The organism is Pseudomonas subflava (assembly GCF_023823685.1).
Taxonomy (GTDB): domain Bacteria; phylum Pseudomonadota; class Gammaproteobacteria; order Pseudomonadales; family Pseudomonadaceae; genus Aquipseudomonas; species Aquipseudomonas subflava.
In genome coordinates, this window is record NZ_JAMXBF010000006.1 from 253,512 (window position 1) to 268,932 (window position 15,421).

17 protein-coding genes are annotated in these 15,421 nt (G+C 66.3%); 1 reads left to right on the plus strand and 16 read right to left on the minus strand.

All coding sequences use genetic code 11. The features are described 5' to 3' along the window. Nucleotides 1-63 precede the first annotated feature (63 nt). From NF616_RS10340 to fnr, 6 genes are all read right to left on the minus strand, one after another. A complete protein-coding gene (locus tag NF616_RS10340) occupies nt 64-813 on the minus strand; it encodes a fimbrial biogenesis chaperone (protein ID WP_252273165.1) in 750 nt (249 codons plus the stop codon). 6 nt (nt 814-819) lie between these two features. Next, complete coding sequence (locus NF616_RS10345; RefSeq protein ID WP_252273166.1) at nt 820-1,377, minus strand: Csu type fimbrial protein; 558 nt, start codon at nt 1,375-1,377, stop codon at nt 820-822. Beyond that, nucleotides 1,377-1,889: a Csu type fimbrial protein gene (locus tag NF616_RS10350; RefSeq protein ID WP_252273167.1), complete on the minus strand. Its 513-nt coding sequence runs from the start codon at nt 1,887-1,889 to the stop codon at nt 1,377-1,379. The genes NF616_RS10345 and NF616_RS10350 overlap by 1 nt, the downstream gene beginning before the upstream one ends. 43 nt (nt 1,890-1,932) lie before the next feature. Continuing rightward, a complete protein-coding gene (locus NF616_RS10355) occupies nt 1,933-2,466 on the minus strand; it encodes a Csu type fimbrial protein (protein WP_252273168.1) in 534 nt (177 codons plus the stop codon). A 405-nt stretch (nt 2,467-2,871) separates the two neighbouring features. Further along, entirely contained in the window at nt 2,872-3,420 is a 549-nt protein-coding gene (locus NF616_RS10360; protein ID WP_252273170.1) for an adenine phosphoribosyltransferase, read from the minus strand. A gap of 131 nt (nt 3,421-3,551) precedes the next feature. Then, the gene (gene fnr / locus NF616_RS10365) at nt 3,552-4,286 is read right to left on the minus strand and encodes a fumarate/nitrate reduction transcriptional regulator Fnr (RefSeq protein WP_252273171.1); all 735 of its coding nucleotides are present in this window, start codon (nt 4,284-4,286) and stop codon (nt 3,552-3,554) included. Nucleotides 4,287-4,444: 158 nt separating this feature from the next. On the opposite strand from fnr, the gene NF616_RS10370 reads away from it, so the two are divergent. Further along, nucleotides 4,445-4,888, plus strand: a complete 444-nt coding sequence (locus NF616_RS10370) for a hypothetical protein (RefSeq protein WP_252273172.1) — start codon at nt 4,445-4,447, stop codon at nt 4,886-4,888. Between the two features lie 44 nt (nt 4,889-4,932). On the opposite strand, the gene hemN is transcribed toward NF616_RS10370, so the two are convergent. The 10 genes from hemN to ccoN all read right to left on the minus strand — a co-directional run bounded on the left by hemN (nt 4,933) and on the right by ccoN (nt 15,098). Beyond that, nucleotides 4,933-6,315 (minus strand): oxygen-independent coproporphyrinogen III oxidase, encoded by a 1,383-nt coding sequence (gene hemN / locus NF616_RS10375; protein ID WP_252273174.1) that lies wholly within the window; start codon nt 6,313-6,315, stop codon nt 4,933-4,935. A gap of 113 nt (nt 6,316-6,428) precedes the next feature. Continuing rightward, nucleotides 6,429-7,112, minus strand: a complete 684-nt coding sequence (locus NF616_RS10380; protein WP_252273175.1) for a sulfite exporter TauE/SafE family protein — start codon at nt 7,110-7,112, stop codon at nt 6,429-6,431. Continuing rightward, nucleotides 7,105-7,314 carry a cbb3-type cytochrome oxidase assembly protein CcoS gene (ccoS, locus tag NF616_RS10385; RefSeq protein WP_252273177.1) on the minus strand — a complete coding sequence of 70 codons (210 nt, stop codon included), beginning with the start codon at nt 7,312-7,314 and terminating at the stop codon, nt 7,105-7,107. The genes NF616_RS10380 and ccoS overlap by 8 nt, the downstream gene beginning before the upstream one ends. A gap of 82 nt (nt 7,315-7,396) precedes the next feature. Next, nucleotides 7,397-9,796: a heavy metal translocating P-type ATPase gene (locus NF616_RS10390; RefSeq protein ID WP_252273178.1), complete on the minus strand. Its 2,400-nt coding sequence runs from the start codon at nt 9,794-9,796 to the stop codon at nt 7,397-7,399. Nucleotides 9,797-9,806: 10 nt separating this feature from the next. After that, nucleotides 9,807-10,310: a FixH family protein gene (locus tag NF616_RS10395; RefSeq protein ID WP_252273180.1), complete on the minus strand. Its 504-nt coding sequence runs from the start codon at nt 10,308-10,310 to the stop codon at nt 9,807-9,809. Nucleotides 10,311-10,324: 14 nt separating this feature from the next. Continuing rightward, nucleotides 10,325-11,740: a cytochrome c oxidase accessory protein CcoG gene (gene ccoG / locus NF616_RS10400; RefSeq protein WP_252273182.1), complete on the minus strand. Its 1,416-nt coding sequence runs from the start codon at nt 11,738-11,740 to the stop codon at nt 10,325-10,327. A 132-nt stretch (nt 11,741-11,872) separates the two neighbouring features. Continuing rightward, nucleotides 11,873-12,850, minus strand: coding sequence for a cytochrome-c oxidase, cbb3-type subunit III (gene ccoP / locus NF616_RS10405; protein ID WP_252273184.1), 978 nt, complete (start codon nt 12,848-12,850; stop codon nt 11,873-11,875). Then, entirely contained in the window at nt 12,847-13,032 is a 186-nt protein-coding gene (locus NF616_RS10410) for a cbb3-type cytochrome oxidase subunit 3 (RefSeq protein WP_252273185.1), read from the minus strand. The genes ccoP and NF616_RS10410 overlap by 4 nt, the downstream gene beginning before the upstream one ends. A gap of 6 nt (nt 13,033-13,038) precedes the next feature. After that, nucleotides 13,039-13,656: a cytochrome-c oxidase, cbb3-type subunit II gene (gene ccoO, locus NF616_RS10415; RefSeq protein WP_252273186.1), complete on the minus strand. Its 618-nt coding sequence runs from the start codon at nt 13,654-13,656 to the stop codon at nt 13,039-13,041. Continuing rightward, complete coding sequence (gene ccoN / locus NF616_RS10420) at nt 13,656-15,098, minus strand: cytochrome-c oxidase, cbb3-type subunit I (protein ID WP_252273187.1); 1,443 nt, start codon at nt 15,096-15,098, stop codon at nt 13,656-13,658. The genes ccoO and ccoN overlap by 1 nt, the downstream gene beginning before the upstream one ends. Between the last annotated feature and the right edge of the window lie 323 nt (nt 15,099-15,421).

Consider the following 15,421-nt stretch of genomic DNA (forward strand, 5'->3'; position numbering starts at 1 on the left):
GACGTCTCGGCCAGCGCCGGTGGACAGAGCAGCAGCGCCAGCAGGCAGAGGCGGCGCAGCCGGTCAGTAAGACTGGATGGCGTGGGACTCTTTCCATTCGTTGATCCGGGCGTGCAGCGGTCCTTTGGCGGGGGCGGCGGCGGGCAATGGCCAGCGCATTTCGGCGCCCGGCAGCACATAGCCGAGCAGGCCCTTGGCCAGGGTGAAGCGGCCGAGTTCGACCTGCGAGAGCCGGGCGTGAGCAGGGCCGCGGTTGCGCACGTAGAGGAAGCGCTGGCCGCCGCTGTCGGCGATGCGGTAGTGCAGCTCGGGAGCGAGGGCCTGGCCGCGGCGCGGCGCGTCACTGGCGCCGTCATCCAGATACGCTCCCGTGCCCGTGACGATCAGCGGTACCGAATAGCGCATCTGGAACTGCACGCCGAGCTCGGGCGGCCGCTCGTTGGGCGGCAGCACTTCGTCCACCAGCACCCGATAGGTCTGCAGGGTACCCGCCGCAGGCGTCTGCAGCCTGACCAGACGGACCAGCTGGCGTTTGCCCGGCTGCAACGTGGCCATGGGCGGGCTGCCGACCACCGCCTTCTGCGGGACGAGCTGGTCCTCGAAGCCCGATTGCTGCCAGGCCAGCACGCGAATCTGCAGGTCGACCGGAGCCTGGCCGCGGTTCTCCAGCCAGAGCGCGGCGGCTTTGTGCTCGGCGTCGATCAGCGGATTGATCGGCCAGATCAGGATGGAACTGGCGGCCTGACTGGCCGGCGTGGCGAGCAGCCAGAGGGCCAGCAGCCAGAGCGAGAGGAGAGGGCGAGAACTTGCCATGATCGTTCAATAGCTCAGAGTCACTGTGACGGTGTCGGTGTACACGCCGGCCGACGGCATGGGGCTGACGCTGAACAGCCGCGCGTATACCGGGTAGGTCAGGCTGTTGCCGCTGGCCGGGAAGGTGGTGCTGATGCTGGCGCCGCCGTTGCTGCCATTGCCCCAGACGACGCTGTAGCCCGCGTCCTGGTACAGCTGGTAGCGCAGTCGTTCGCTGTCCTTGGCCATGAAGCGCCCGCTGCCGACGCTGCTGGCGTGGTTGCCGGCATTCAGCGCCAGGGTGAAGTTGGTGCCGGGCGAGCATTGCACGACGATCGAGCCGCTGCCCGGCGTGCTGACCACGTCCAGGTTGCTGTTCAGCGTGCTGATCTGGCCGAAGGAGATGCTGCCGAAGGTGGTCACGTCGCTGCTGCCGGCACCCAGCAGGCAGCCGGGCACTACTTGGGCGCGCAGCTCGAAACTCTGGCTCACGACCTGATCGTTGACCCCGGTGTCGGCCAGCGCCGGTGGGCACAGGGGCAGGCAGATCAGGGCAGACCAGGCGCGGCGTGGCGAGCACGACATCACCAGCTCACCGTGACGGTTAGGGTGTCGCCGTAGTTGCCTACCTGCGACACCGCTTGCGCCGGCACCCGGCCGTATACCGGCAGCCACTGGTCCTGGCCGGTGCCCACGCCGGTGACCCCGGTGCTGTCGTCCCAGACCGTGGTGTAATCCGCGGCGGTGTAAAGGTTGTAGGCCACCTCGGCGGTGCTGGGGCCGATCATCCGACGGTCACCGACCGAGCCATTCTGACCGCCGTTGATCAGCACCCGGTACGGCACGTTCTGCTGGCAGTTGACGCGCAGCGCGCCGGCGTTGGGCTGGCCGGCCACGCTGATGGTGTTGTCGAGGGCGAAGTGGGTGCCGAAGTCGAGGACGCCGAAATCGACACTGCCGCCACCGGCGCTGCCCGCCTGGCAGGCCGGCAACACCTCGACTCTCAGGCCGATGCTGGCGGTCTTGTCGACTGCCTGCGCCGGCAGCGGGGCGAGCAGAAGCGATGCCGTGAAGCAGGGATAGAACGAGCGGCGCATGGTTCTTCTTTGAGCTGCGGGTCCTAGGGAAAGCTGCGCTGGCTTACCAGCTGATGGTGACCTGGACGGTATCCAGATAGGTGCCGGGGCTCGGCGTGGTTTGTGGCGGGACGCGGCCGTAGACGATTACTTCCTCGCTGGTACCGGTGCCGGTGCCGGCCAGCACGGTGCCGCCGGCACCGCCGTCGCCCCAGGGCACGGCGCGGGCGCTGTCCTGGTACAGGTCGTACTCGATGAATTCGCCGCCGCTCTGCATGCGGCGCTGGCCGCCGGCGGAATTGGCGCCGTTGTCGATGGCGATGGTGTAGTTGGTGCCGAGGCTGCACTGCACGCCGAAAGAGCTGCCGCCGCCGCTGCCCAGCGAGCGGCCGTCGATGATGTTGTCCAGGCCGGTGTAATCACCGAAGGCCAGAGTGCCGAAGGTGTTGGTCCCGCCGGTTTGCCCGCCGTTGGTGATGGTGCAGCCGGAGCCGACGGTGAGTTGCACGTTGAGCTGCCCCTGCAGCTCCCCCGCGGCCCAGGCCGAAGCGCTGAAGAGACCCAGGAGTGTTGCCGAGGCTTTTGCGAAATTGTTCATGGCCTAATCCTTCCTGCAGGCGAAGTGCTCCCCTGATTGGGACCATAGTTCAGCGATCCGGGCCTCTCAAATTCCGGGTACTGCCTGATCTCCCGTTCCGCTTGCACTGCAGTTTTGAGCTAACTAACTGATCAAAAATGACTTTCTGCAGTCTTGTAGGCCGTTACGCACATCAGTCTATGGCAAATGGATTACAGGCCATTTCGCGCATGGATTACTCGAAACTCGGGCTGGATTCTGACTTTTCGATCAGGTCGTTGGCGCTGGAGCCTGCTCCTCCATGGGCGGAGGAGCGAAGTCGCTGTTCGCGTCGCGTAAGACAGGGAGACGATGGCCCGGAGCCAGCTTTCGGGCGCCCGACAGGCCGGTATGGTCGCAGGCGCCGACGGCCCGGGCGGGCCGAACTCAGCGCTCGCTGAGTTCGAAGGCGGTGAGGGTGAAGGTGGCGATGCCCATGTCCTGCAGCCGCTGCGAGCCGCCCAGTTCCGGCAGATCGATGATGGCGGCGGCTTCGTGTACCTCGGCGCCCATGCGTTTGACCAGCTGGGTGGCGGCCAGCAGGGTGCCGCCGGTGGCGATCAGGTCATCGAAGATCAGCACACGGTCGCCTTCGCACAGGCTGTCGGCGTGCACCTCCAGCAGCGCCTCGCCGTACTCGGTCTGGTAGCTCTCGGCGAGCACCTCGGCCGGCAGCTTGCCCTGCTTGCGAAACAGGACCAGGGGCTTGTTCAGCTCGTAGGCCATGATCGAGCCGAACAGGAAGCCGCGTGCGTCCATCGCCGCGATATGGCTGAACTCGGTCTCGACATAGCGCTGGATGAAGCTGTCCACCACCATGCGCAGGGCGCGCGGCGACTGGAACAGCGGGGTGATGTCGCGGAATACCACGCCGGGCTTGGGGAAATCCGGCACCGGGCGGATCAGCGATTTGATGGCGAATTCGTCGAAGATCATCTCGCTCTCCTTGGGACTACCGGCGCTTGGCGAGCCGGAACATGCGGGCTACGTGCTCCGCCACGCCGGCGAGCACTGTTTTTCAGGTTAGATGATGGCGACGCTCCGGCGAGGGTGCCGGAGCATGGGGCTCAGTCGGGCATGTTGCCGCCGGCCAGGGCGCACAGCTCGATGGGGTCGAGAATCTGCACTTCCTTGCCTTCGGCGTTGATCAGGCCGTTCTGCTGGAAGCGGGTGAACACCCGCGACACGGTCTCCACGGCCAGGCCCAGGTAGTTGCCGACCTCGTTGCGCGACATGGCCAGGCGGAACTGGTTGGCCGAAAAGCCGCGGGCGCGGAAACGCGCGGAGAGGTTGACCAGGAAGGTGGCGATGCGCTCGTCGGCGGTCTTCTTGGACAGCAGCAGCATCATCTGCTGGTCGTCGCGGATCTCGCGGCTCATCACCCGCATCAGCTGGCGACGCAGCTGCGGCAGCTGTACGGAGAGTTCATCCAGACGCTCGAAGGGAATCTCGCATACCGAGGTGGTTTCCAGCGCCTGGGCCGACACCGGGTAGACCTCGGTGTCCACGCCGGACAGGCCGACCAGCTCGCTGGGCAGGTGGAAGCCGGTGATCTGCTCCTCGCCCGAATCGCTCAGGGTGAAGGTCTTCAGCGCGCCGGCACGCACGGCGAATACCGAGTCGAAGGCATCGCCCTGGCGGAACAGGAACTCGCCCTTCTTCAGCGGGCGGCCGCGCTTGACGATGCGGTCCAGGGAGTCCATGTCCTCCAGGTTGAGCGACAGCGGCAGGCACAGCGCGGCCAGACTGCAGTCCTTGCAATGGGCCTGATGCGGGCTGTGCACCTTGATGGTTTCTGACATCGGATATCCCTGACTGCAGTTCACACACAAAGACAAAGGTTAACCCATGGCCAGTCTCGACGGCCAGCACGACCATGGTGTTACAGGGCTGACCGCTCGCTCAAGTTATTCATTCACTTTCCGATAGCCTGGGAAAGAGCGGCGTCGAGGGAAAATCCATGCGAATCAACGGAACCGGCTTTACCGAGCGCTTGGCCACGGGTGTGCAACGCCACTATGCCCCGCCCGAGGAAAAGTCGACCAAGGAAGATCCGTTCGAGGGGCTGCGAGTGACGCTGTCCGACATGGGCAAGGCGCGTGCCTCGGCGAGTACCAAGGACATCGACGACGCCGAGCTGCCGGACAACGTCAAGGAAATTCTCAAGATGATCCGCGAACTGCGCGAGAAGATCGCCGAGAAGAAGGCCGAGCTGCAGGCCCTGGCCGCCGATACGGCGATGGACCCGCAGCTGAAGCAGGCGCGTCTCGAGGCGTTGCAGGGCGAGCTGGCTTCGCTGCAGGGCGCGCTGAGCATCGCCCAGGGCAACCTGTTGACCGCGCTCAAGGACAAGCGCCTGAGCGACGGCCAGCGCATGCAGGCGAATAGCCTGGCGATGGCCTGAGCCGACAGGCGCCTGGACGCACTCGACAGCGCACCCTGGCGGCTCTAGATCACCCGCGAAAAGCGCTGCAGGTTCTGCTGTTCCAGATAATGGTCGAACAGCATGCATACCGAGCGCACCAGCAGGCGTCCGGCTGGACGCACCCCGATGCCTTGCTCGCCCAGCTCGATCAACCCGTCGCGGGCCATCTGCTGCAGCTGCGGCCAGATGGCCGAAAAGTAGCTACGAAAATCGATGGCGAAGCGCTGCTCGATCTCGCCGAAGTCCAGTCGGAACTGGCAGATCAGCGCCTGGATCACTGCGCGGCGGATGTGGTCGTCCTCGTTGCAATGCAGGCCGCGCTGGGTCGCCAGCTGGCCGTTGCCCAGGCTCTGCTGATAGTTGGCCAGGTCGCTGCTGTTCTGGCTGTAGAGGTCGCCGACCTGGCTGATGGCCGACACGCCGAGGCCGATCAGGTCGCAATGGCCGTGGGTGGTGTAGCCCTGGAAGTTGCGTTGCAGGGTGCCGTCCTCCTGGGCGATGGCCAGCTCGTCGTCGGGCAGGGCGAAGTGGTCCATGCCGATGTAGCGGTAGCCGGCGGCGGTGAGCTGCTCGATGCTGCGCTGCAACATCTCCAGTTTCTGCGCCGGGCTCGGCAGTTGCTCGGCGTTGATGCGCCGCTGCGGCATGAAGCGCTCGGGCAGGTGCGCGTAGTTGAACACCGACAGGCGATCCGGCTGCAGGGCGATCACCTCGGCCACGGTGCGGGCGAAACTCTCGGGCGTCTGCAGCGGCAGGCCGTAGATCAGGTCGATGTTCACCGAGCGGAACTGCAGGGTATGCGCCGCCTCGACGATGGCGCGGGTCTGTTCGAGGGTCTGCAGGCGATTGACGGCGCGCTGCACGTCCGGGTCGAGGTCCTGCACGCCGAGGCTGACACGGTTGAAGCCCAGCTCGCGCAGCAGGCCCATGGTCGACCAGTCGGCCTCGCGGGGGTCGATCTCGATGCCGTAGTCGCCGCTGTCGTCGTCCAGCAGGTTGAAGTGCTGCCGCAGGTGGTCCATCAGCCGGCGCAGCTCGTCGTGGCTGAGGAAGGTCGGAGTGCCGCCGCCGAAGTGCAGCTGCTCGACCACCTGGCCGCGGTCCAGATGGCGCGAGATCAGTTCGACCTCCTGTTCCAGCCGTTCCAGATAGGGCAGGGCGCGGCCGCGGTCCTTGGTGATCACCTTGTTGCAGGCGCAGTAGTAGCAGATGTTCGCGCAGAACGGCACGTGCACGTAGAGCGATAGCGGGCGCAGGGCCTTGCGGCTGTCGCGCAGCGCATGCAGCAGGTCGAAGGAGCCGATCTCGCTGTGGAACTGCACGGCGGTGGGGTAGGAGGTGTAGCGCGGACCCGGCCGGTCGTGGCGGCGGATCAGGTCGGCGTCCCAGTGGATGGCGTCGAGCATTGGAGGATCCCTGGAGTGACAGTGAGGCCAGTCTAGGGATTGGTCGCGCGGCGACTCTTGATCTGAGTCAGGCTGTCGCCTGTTCTCCAGACCGTGGATGCGTCAGCGGTACGTCAGTGGCCCATCAGCCAGTGCTGGTGCGGGCCGGGTAGGGTCCAGAGGCCGAACAGGATCACCAGCAGGCCGCCGGCGACGCGCACGCCGCGTTTGCGCAGCAGGGCGGTCAGGCGCTCGGCGGCCATGCCGGTGGCCAGCAGCACCGGCCAGGTGCCGAGGCCGAAGGCCAGCATCAGCAGCGCGCTGTCGGCCGGCGAGCCCTGGCTGGAGGCCCACAGCAATGTGCTGTAGACCAGGCCGCAGGGCAGCCAGCCCCACACCGCGCCGAGCAGCAGGGCGCGCGGCAGGCTGCTGACCGGCATCAGGCGGCTGGCGAGCGGCTGCAGGTGGCGCCACAGATGCCGCCCCAGCGCCTCGATGCGCGTCAGGCCGCTCCACCAGCCGGCCAGATACAACCCCATGGCGATCAGCAGCAGGCCGGCGACCACCCGCAGGATCATCGCCGCCGGGCTGCTGGCCACGGCCCAGCCGGCCAGGCCGATCAGCAGGCCGGCCGTAGCGTAGCTGAGGATGCGGCCGAGGTTGTAGGCCAGCAGCAGGCGCAGGCGACGGGCGCGCTGCTCCGGCGGGATGGCCAGGGTCAGCGCGCCCATCAGCCCGCCGCACATGCCCAGGCAGTGGCCGCCGCCGAGCAGGCCGAGGATCAGCGCCGAGACCAGCTGGGGCGCGAGGTCAGGCACGCGGTTCGTCCTTGGGTTCGTCGCCCTTGTCCGCCTCGGCGATACCGGCCTTGTGCTGCGGGTCCTCGTCGTCGAACAGGATGCTGTGGGCCGGGCTGTCCAGGTCGTCGTACTGGCCGTTGTCCACCGCCCAGAAGAACAGCCAGATGGCGAAGCCGACCAGGCCGACGGCGATCGGAATCAGGATGTAGATGGCGGACATACAGCCTCCGGGGGTGGAGCAGCGAACTCTGCAAATGAGGCGCTCGCTGCTGGAGATTCACGGGTGGGGCTCGCTTCTGGCGTCAGACCCGGGCCAGTCGCAGCGCGTTGAGCACTACCAATAACGAACTGGCCGACATGCCGACCGCGGCCCACAGCGGAGTGACCCAGCCGACGGCGGCGAATGGCAGCACGAGGCCATTGTACAGGGTGGCCCAGGCCAGATTCTCGACGATGATGCGGCGGGTGCGGCGGGCCAGGGCGAAGGCCTGCACCAGGCTGCCCAGATGGTTGGACAGCAGCACGGCATCGGCGCTGGTCTTGGCCAGGTCGGTGGCGCTGCCCATGGCCACGCTGATGTCGGCACCGGCCAGCACCGGCACGTCGTTGACCCCGTCGCCGAGCATCAGCACGCGGCGGCCGCGCTGGTGCAGATCCTTGAGTACGGCCAGCTTGGCGTCCGGAGTCAGGCCGCCCCGGGCGTCGTCGATGCCGAGCCGGCGCGCCACTTCGCCGACCATCGGCGAGCTGTCACCGGACAGCAGGAGGATGTCCCAGCCCTGGGCGCGGCAGGCGGCGATCAACTCCGGGGCATCTTCGCGCAGGAGATCGTCGAGGACGAACCAGGCCAGCGGGCCGCGCGTATCGCCGAGCAGCAGCCATTGGCCGCGTTCGCCGGGAATCGCCGGTGCCTCGCGGCCCGCCAGGGCGGCGACATAGCCGGGCTGGCCGATGCGCAGGCGACGGCCGTCGACCACGCCCTCCAGGCCCTGGCCCGGCTCGCTGGCCAGCTGTTCGGCGCCTTGGCTGCAATGGCCGAAAGCGCGGGCGATGGGGTGTTCGGAGCCGTGCTCCAGCGCCGCGGCCAGGGCCAGGCAGGCGTCGGCGTCCAGCTCGCGCAGGGTCTCGATGCGCTCCAGGGTCAGGCGCCCCTCGCTGAGGGTGCCGGTCTTGTCGAAGATCACCGTGTCGATCTGCTTCAGGCCTTCGAGCACGTGGCCGCGGGTCAGCAGCAGGCCCAGCTTGTGCAGGCTGCCGGTGGCCGTGGTCAGTGCGGTGGGCGTGGCCAGCGAGAGGGCGCAGGGGCAGGTGGCGACCAGCAGGGCGAGGACGATCCAGAAGGCGCGCTCGCTGTCGATCTGCCACCAGACCACACCGACCACGGCGGCGAAGCCCAGCACCACCAGCAGGAACCACTGGGCCACCCGGTCGGCCAGTTCGGCCATGCGCGGCTTGTCGGCCTGGGCGCGCTCGAGCAGGCGCACGATGGCGGACAGCCGGGTGTTCTCGCCCAGGGCGCCGACCTCGATGGTCAGCGGCCCCTCGACATTGAGCGTGCCGGCGGTGACGGCGTCGCCTTCGCCCCGCGGCAGCGGCAGGTATTCGCCGGTGAGCAGCGACTCATCGATGCTCGACTGGCCGGCGAGGATGCGGCCGTCCGCCGGCAGCTGGGCGCCCGGCGGCACCAGCACGCGGTCGCCGATCGCCAGTTCGCGCAGCAGCACGCGCTGGCTCTGGCCGCGCTCGTCGAGGCGCAGGCACGAGGGCGGCAGCAGGCTGACCAGCTGCGCGGTGGCCGCCGCCGTGCGCTCGCGGGCGCGACGCTCCAGGTAGCGGCCTGCCAGCAGGAACAGGGCGAACATGCCGACCGCGTCGAAGTACAGCTCGCCGACCCCGGTGACGGTGGACCAGATGCCGGCCACGTAAGCGCCGCCGATGGCCAGCGACACCGAGACGTCCATGGTCAGGTGGCGGGTGCGCAGGTCGCGCAGGGCGCCGCGGAAGAACTGGCCGCAGCAATAGAAGACGATGGGGGTGGTGAGGAACAGGCTGGTCCAGCGCAGGATCTTGTCCAGCTCTGGCGAGAGGTCGACGTTGAACTCCGGCCAGGTGGCCATGGCCGCCATCATCACCTGCATCCACAGCAGGCCGGCGACGCCGATCTGGCGCATCGAACGGCGGTTCTCTTCGGCCAGGCGTGCGCTGGCCTCGTCGTCCTGCCAGGGGTGGCCGGCATAGCCGATGCGGCGCAGCTCGGCGAGCAGTTGGCTGAGCGGGATCTGACTGTCGGCCCAGCGCACCTGCAGGCGCTGGTTGGACAGGTTGAGGCTGGCCTCGGCCACGCCCGGCAGGCTGCGCAGGTGTTTCTCGATCAGCCAGCCGCAGGCGGCGCAGCTGATGCCCTCGATCAGCAGGCGCGTCTCGCTGAGCTCGCCCTGGTGTTCGACGAAGTTGCGCTGCACCTCGTCGCGGTCGTACAGCGCCAGTTCGTCCGGCAGCGCCTTGGGCAGGGTCTGCGGATTGATGGCGCTGTCGCTGCGGTGACGGTAGTAGCCGTCCAGTCCGCCGGCGACGATGGCCTCGGCCACCGCCTGGCAGCCCGGACAGCAGAAGGCCCGCGGCTGATCCAGGACGCGGGCCTCGAAACGGCTGCCGGCAGGTACCGGCAGGCCGCAGTGGTAGCAGGGAAGGGGGCTGCTCATGCGCGCGGGCTTACTCGCCGAGCTGGAAGCGCTGGCCGCTGGCCAGTTGCTTTTCCTCGAACAGGCGCCAGTCCTTGCCGCCTTCCTGGCCGATCAGCTCGACGAAGCGGCGGCCCTCGACGGCATCCAGCAGGTTGCCGGCGTAGCTGCCGTCGCCTTGGGGCTGCAGGATCACCCGGCGGTCACGCTCCGGCTGGGTCGGCGAGATCAGGTTGAGCACCAGTTGCGGCGGGTTGCTGTAGCCGTCCAGCTGCAGGCTGACGGTGCCGCGCTCGTTGTCCAGGGTGAAGGCGGCCTTGAGCTTGAGGCGCTCGGCCAGCTCTTCGCGCTCCAGCGAGGTGTTGATGCCTTTGCCGACGTCGTAGTAGTTGTCCGACAGCAGGCCCGGCGGGTTCTTGGTGGCGATCACCAGCATGCTGGTGCCGAGCACCACGGACAGGCCGAGGATGCCGAGGATGAACCAGACCCAGACTTCTTTGTACCAGGGGTTGACCGGGGGTTGTTGCGGCGACATGAAGGAACCTGTGTTCAACGTACGCTGGGGCCGATGAAACGGCTGTCGGCGTCGCTCTCGATGGACGGATCTTCCAGGGCCTTGACCCTGAAGACGATTTCATTGGCGCTGGACGGCAGCTTCTCCGGCGGCACGGACAGCTCCACCGGCAGCGACAGCACTTCGCCGGCCGCGGCCCTGACTTCGCGCCGACCCTCGTATTCGAGGCCGTCGATGCCCTCGACGGAGATCAGATAGGTCAGGTCGCGCTGGGCCTTGTTCATCAGCTTCACGGTGTAGACGTTCTCGACGTGGCCTTCCTCGTTCTCGCGGAACAGCACGCGGTCCTTGAGCACGTCGACCTCCACCAGCGAGCGGCTGGCGATGGCCCAGACGAACATTGAGCTCATCGCCACCAGCGCGACGGCGTAGCCTATCAGGCGCGGTCGCAGCAGATGGGTCTTCTGCCCGGAAAGATTGTGTTCGGTTGTGTAGCTGATCAGGCCGCGCGGGTAGTTCATCTTGTCCATGATGCTGTCGCAGGCGTCGATGCAGGCGGCGCAGCCGATGCACTCGACCTGCAGGCCGTCGCGGATGTCGATGCCGGTGGGGCAGACCTGGACGCACATGGTGCAATCGATGCAGTCGCCGAGGCCCTGGGCCTTGTAGTCGACGTTCTTCTTGCGTGGGCCGCGATGCTCGCCGCGACGTGGATCGTAGGAGACGATCAGGGTGTCCTTGTCGAACATCACGCTCTGGAAGCGCGCGTAGGGGCACATGTAGATGCACACCTGCTCGCGCAGCCAGCCGGCGTTGCCGTAGGTGGCCAGGGTGAAGAAGCCGACCCAGAAGTAGGCCCAGCCATCGGCCTCGCCGGTGAGCAGGTTGGGAATCAGCTCGCGGATCGGCGAGAAGTAGCCGACGAAGGTCAGGCCGGTGACCAGGCCGATGAGAATCCACAGGCCGTGCTTGGCCGTCTTGCGCAGGAGCTTGTTGGCGCTCATCGGCGCCTTGTCCAGCTTCATGCGCTGGTTGCGGTCGCCCTCGGTGATCTTCTCGCACCACATGAAGATCCAGGTCCACACGCTCTGCGGGCAGGTGTAGCCGCACCAGACGCGGCCGGCGAACACGGTGATGAAGAACAGGCCGAAGGCGGCGATGATCAGCAGCGCCGAGAGCAGAATGAAGTCCTGCGGCCAGAAGGTGGCGCCGAAGATGAAGAACTTGCGTTCCGGCAGGTTCCACCAGACGGCCTGGCGTCCGCTCCAGTTCAGCCAGACGGTGCCGAAGTAGAGTAGGAAGAGAAAGGCTCCGCCGCCGAGCCGCAGGTTGCGGAACAGGCCGGTGAAGGCGCGGGTATAGATCTTTTCGCGGCTGGCGTAGAGGTCGACGGTTTCGCCGCCCTTGGCCGGGGGAGGGGTGATGTTTCGGACGGGAATCTGTTCGCTCATCGGGTGTACCACGGCTTGGGTGAGTGCTCCTCCGATACTTGCCGGAGGAGTCAGAATTTCACGTCACTATGGTACGCCTGATCGAGCGTGGCCCGGGTGCGACCAGCGGTCGCGTCCGGGCGGGGTAGAGCCTTACTTCTCGACGTTGGCGCCGGCGTTGCCGTGCGACAGGCTGTACACGTAGGCGGCCAGCAGGTGGACCTTGTCTTCGCTGCCCACGTACGGCAGCTGGGCGGGCATGTTGCCGCTGCGGCCGTAACGGATGGTCTGCTGCAGCTGGGCGAAGCTGCTGCCGTAGATGAACGCGCTCGGGTTGGTCAGGTTCGGGGCGCCCATCGCGGTGTTACCGGTGCCTTCCTTGGTGTGGCAGGCGAAGCAGACGCTCTCGAAGACCTGCTTGCCGGCGGCGACGTCGGCAGTGGCGCCTTCCGGCAGCTTGCGGCCGGCCAGTTCGGTCAGCACGTAGGCGGCTACGTTGCGCACGCCTTCCTCGCCGATGGTCGGCGCCTGGGCCGGCATCTGGCCGTGACGACCACCGATGATGGTCTGCTTGATGTCTTCCGGCTTGCCGCCCCAGCGCCATTCGTTGTCGGTCAGGTTGGGGAAGCCGTAGGCGCCCTTGGCGTCGGAGCCGTGGCACACCGAGCAGTTGGAGGCGAACAGGCGGCCGCCCATCTTCAGGGCCTGCTCGTCCTTGGCCACTTCCTCGATCGGCATCTGCGCGTACTTGGCGTAGATCGGCGCGTATTGCTTGTCTGCGCGGACCATTTCCTTTTCCCACTGATGCACGCCGGTCCAGCCGGCTTCGCCGCTGGCGAAGGGACGGCCGTCGCCGGCTTCGTTGTAGCCCGGCAGCAGGCCTTTCCAGGTACCCAGGCCCGGGTACAGGACCAAGTAGCCGAGGGCGAAGACGATGGTGCCGACGAACAGCATGAACCACCACTTCGGCAGCGGGTTGTCGAACTCCTCGATACCGTCGAAGGCATGGCCGACGGTGTCCTCGGTGGTTTCAGGGCGCTGGCCCTTACGCACACCGAAGATCAGCGCAGTGAGAGCCACGATGGTGCCGAGGCTCAGGACGCTGATGTAGATACTCCAGAACAAAGTCATTCTTTATTGCTCCCAGAATCTTGCTCGTCACGCTTCTTGGCCGGGACGTCGTCGGCGAAGGGCAGGTTGGCCGCTTCGTCGAAGTTCTTCTTGCGCTTGCTGCTGAAGGCCCAGAGCACCACGCCGATGAAGGCGATGAACACTACTGCGGTGCCAATGCCGCGAATCATCCCGATATCCATGAGGCGTTACCGTTTGTTCTTGATGGCTGTGCCAAGACCCTGCAGGTACGCGACGATCGCGTCCATTTCGGTCTTGCCCTTGACGGCCTCGCGTGCGCCGGCGATGTCTTCGTCGGTATAGGGCACGCCGAGGGTGCGCAGAGCTTCCATCTTGGCGGCGGTGTCCTTGCCGTCGAGCTTGTTCTCGACCAGCCAGGGGTACGCCGGCATCTTCGATTCCGGAACCACGTTGCGCGGGTTGTACAGGTGGGCGCGGTGCCAGTCGTCCGAGTAGCGGCCGCCGACGCGGGCCAGGTCCGGACCGGTACGCTTGGAGCCCCACAGGAACGGGTGGTCCCAGACGCTCTCGCCGGCCACGGAGTAGTGGCCGTAACGCTCGGTCTCGGCGCGGAACGGGCGGATCATCTGCGAGTGGCAGCCGACGCAGCCTTCGCGGATGTAGATGTCACGGCCTTCCAGCTCCAGCGCGGTGCGTGGCTTCATGCCTTCCACCGGGGTGTTTGTGACGTCCTGGAAGAACAGCGGCACGATCTGGGTCAGGCCGCCGATGCTCACGGCGATCACCATGAACAGCGAAAGCAGGCCGATGTTCTTCTCGAGAAATTCGTGTTTGCTACCGGCCATCAGTGAGCGACCTCTGCAGGAATCAGGGCGGCGGAGTCGTACTTGCTCTTGTCAGCGGCACGTACGGTGCGCCAGGTGTTGTAGGCCATCAGCAGCATGCCGGTGACGAAGAAGGCGCCGCCGAGTGCGCGAACCATGAAGCCGAGGTGGCTGGCTTCCAGGGCTTCGACGAAGGAGTAGGTGAGGGTGCCGTCTTCGTTGACCGCACGCCACATCAGGCCCTGGGTGATGCCGTTGACCCACATGGAGGCGATGTACAGCACGGTGCCGATGGTCGCCAGCCAGAAGTGGGCGTTGATCAGGCCGATGCTGTGCATCTGCTCGCGGCCGAACACTTTCGGGATGAGGTGGTACAGCGAGCCGATGGAGATCATCGCTACCCAGCCGAGGGCGCCGGCGTGTACGTGGCCGATGGTCCAGTCGGTGTAGTGCGACAGCGCGTTGACGGTCTTGATGGCCATCATCGGGCCTTCGAAGGTGGACATGCCGTAGAAGGCGAGGGACACCACCAGGAAGCGCAGGATCGGGTCGGTGCGCAGCTTATGCCAGGCGCCGGACAGGCTCATCATGCCGTTGATCATGCCGCCCCAGCTCGGCGCCAGCAGAATCAGCGACATCACCATGCCGAGGGACTGGGCCCAGTCGGGCAGGGCGGTGTAGTGCAGGTGGTGCGGACCGGCCCAGATGTACAGGGTGATCAACGCCCAGAAGTGCACGATGGACAGGCGGTACGAGTAGATCGGGCGCTCGGCCTGCTTGGGCACGAAGTAGTACATCATGCCGAGGAAGCCGGTGGTCAGGAAGAAGCCCACGGCGTTGTGGCCGTACCACCACTGGACCATCGCATCGGTGGCGCCTGCATAGACCGAGTAGGACTTGAACAGGGTGACCGGGATTTCCATGCTGTTGACGATGTGCAGCATGGCGGTGACCAGGATGAAGCCGCCGAAGAACCAGTTGCCCACGTAGATGTGCTTGGTCTTGCGCTTGACGATGGTACCGAAGAACACGGCTGCGTAAGTGATCCAGACGACCGCCAGAAGGATGTCGACCGGCCACTCCAGCTCGGCGTACTCCTTGGAGGAGGTGTAGCCCAGCGGCAGGGTGATCACGGCCAGCACGATCACGGCTTGCCAACCCCAGAAGGTGAAGGCGGCCAGACTGTCGGAGATCAGGCGGGCCTGGCAGGTGCGCTGTACCACGTAATAAGAGGTGGCGAACAGGGCGCAGCCGCCGAAGGCGAAGATCACCGCGTTGGTGTGCAGCGGGCGCAGACGGCCGAAGCTGGTCCACGGCAGGTTCAGGTTGAGTTCCGGCCACACGAGCTGCGCGGCGATGAACACTCCGAGACCCATCCCGATGACCCCCCAGATTACCGTCATAACGGCGAACTGGCGGACCACCTTGTAGTTATAAGCAGTCTGACTGATTGCTGTGCTCATGCTAGGGGTACCACGGTTAAGGGAGTTTTATAGGCTAAAAAAGCGGCGGCAAGTATGGAGAAACGAGGTATCCATTGCAACGCCGCATGCCGTTGCGCTCGGGCTTTCAGCGGCCTTCGAGGGCCGGGGAAATCCACGTTCGCGATGCTCTCTTGCACCGGGAGCGAGACCGCCGGAAGGGGCCATCGCCTAGACACTGTTACCGGATGCGACTGTTCGCCAGCTTAGACCAACTGCTGTCGCCGGGTGCGCAACCGGTCTGCGCGGGTGCGACATCGGGTCGCATTAGCGCAAGGGTGCGGGCGCCGGGCGGCGCCCGCGGG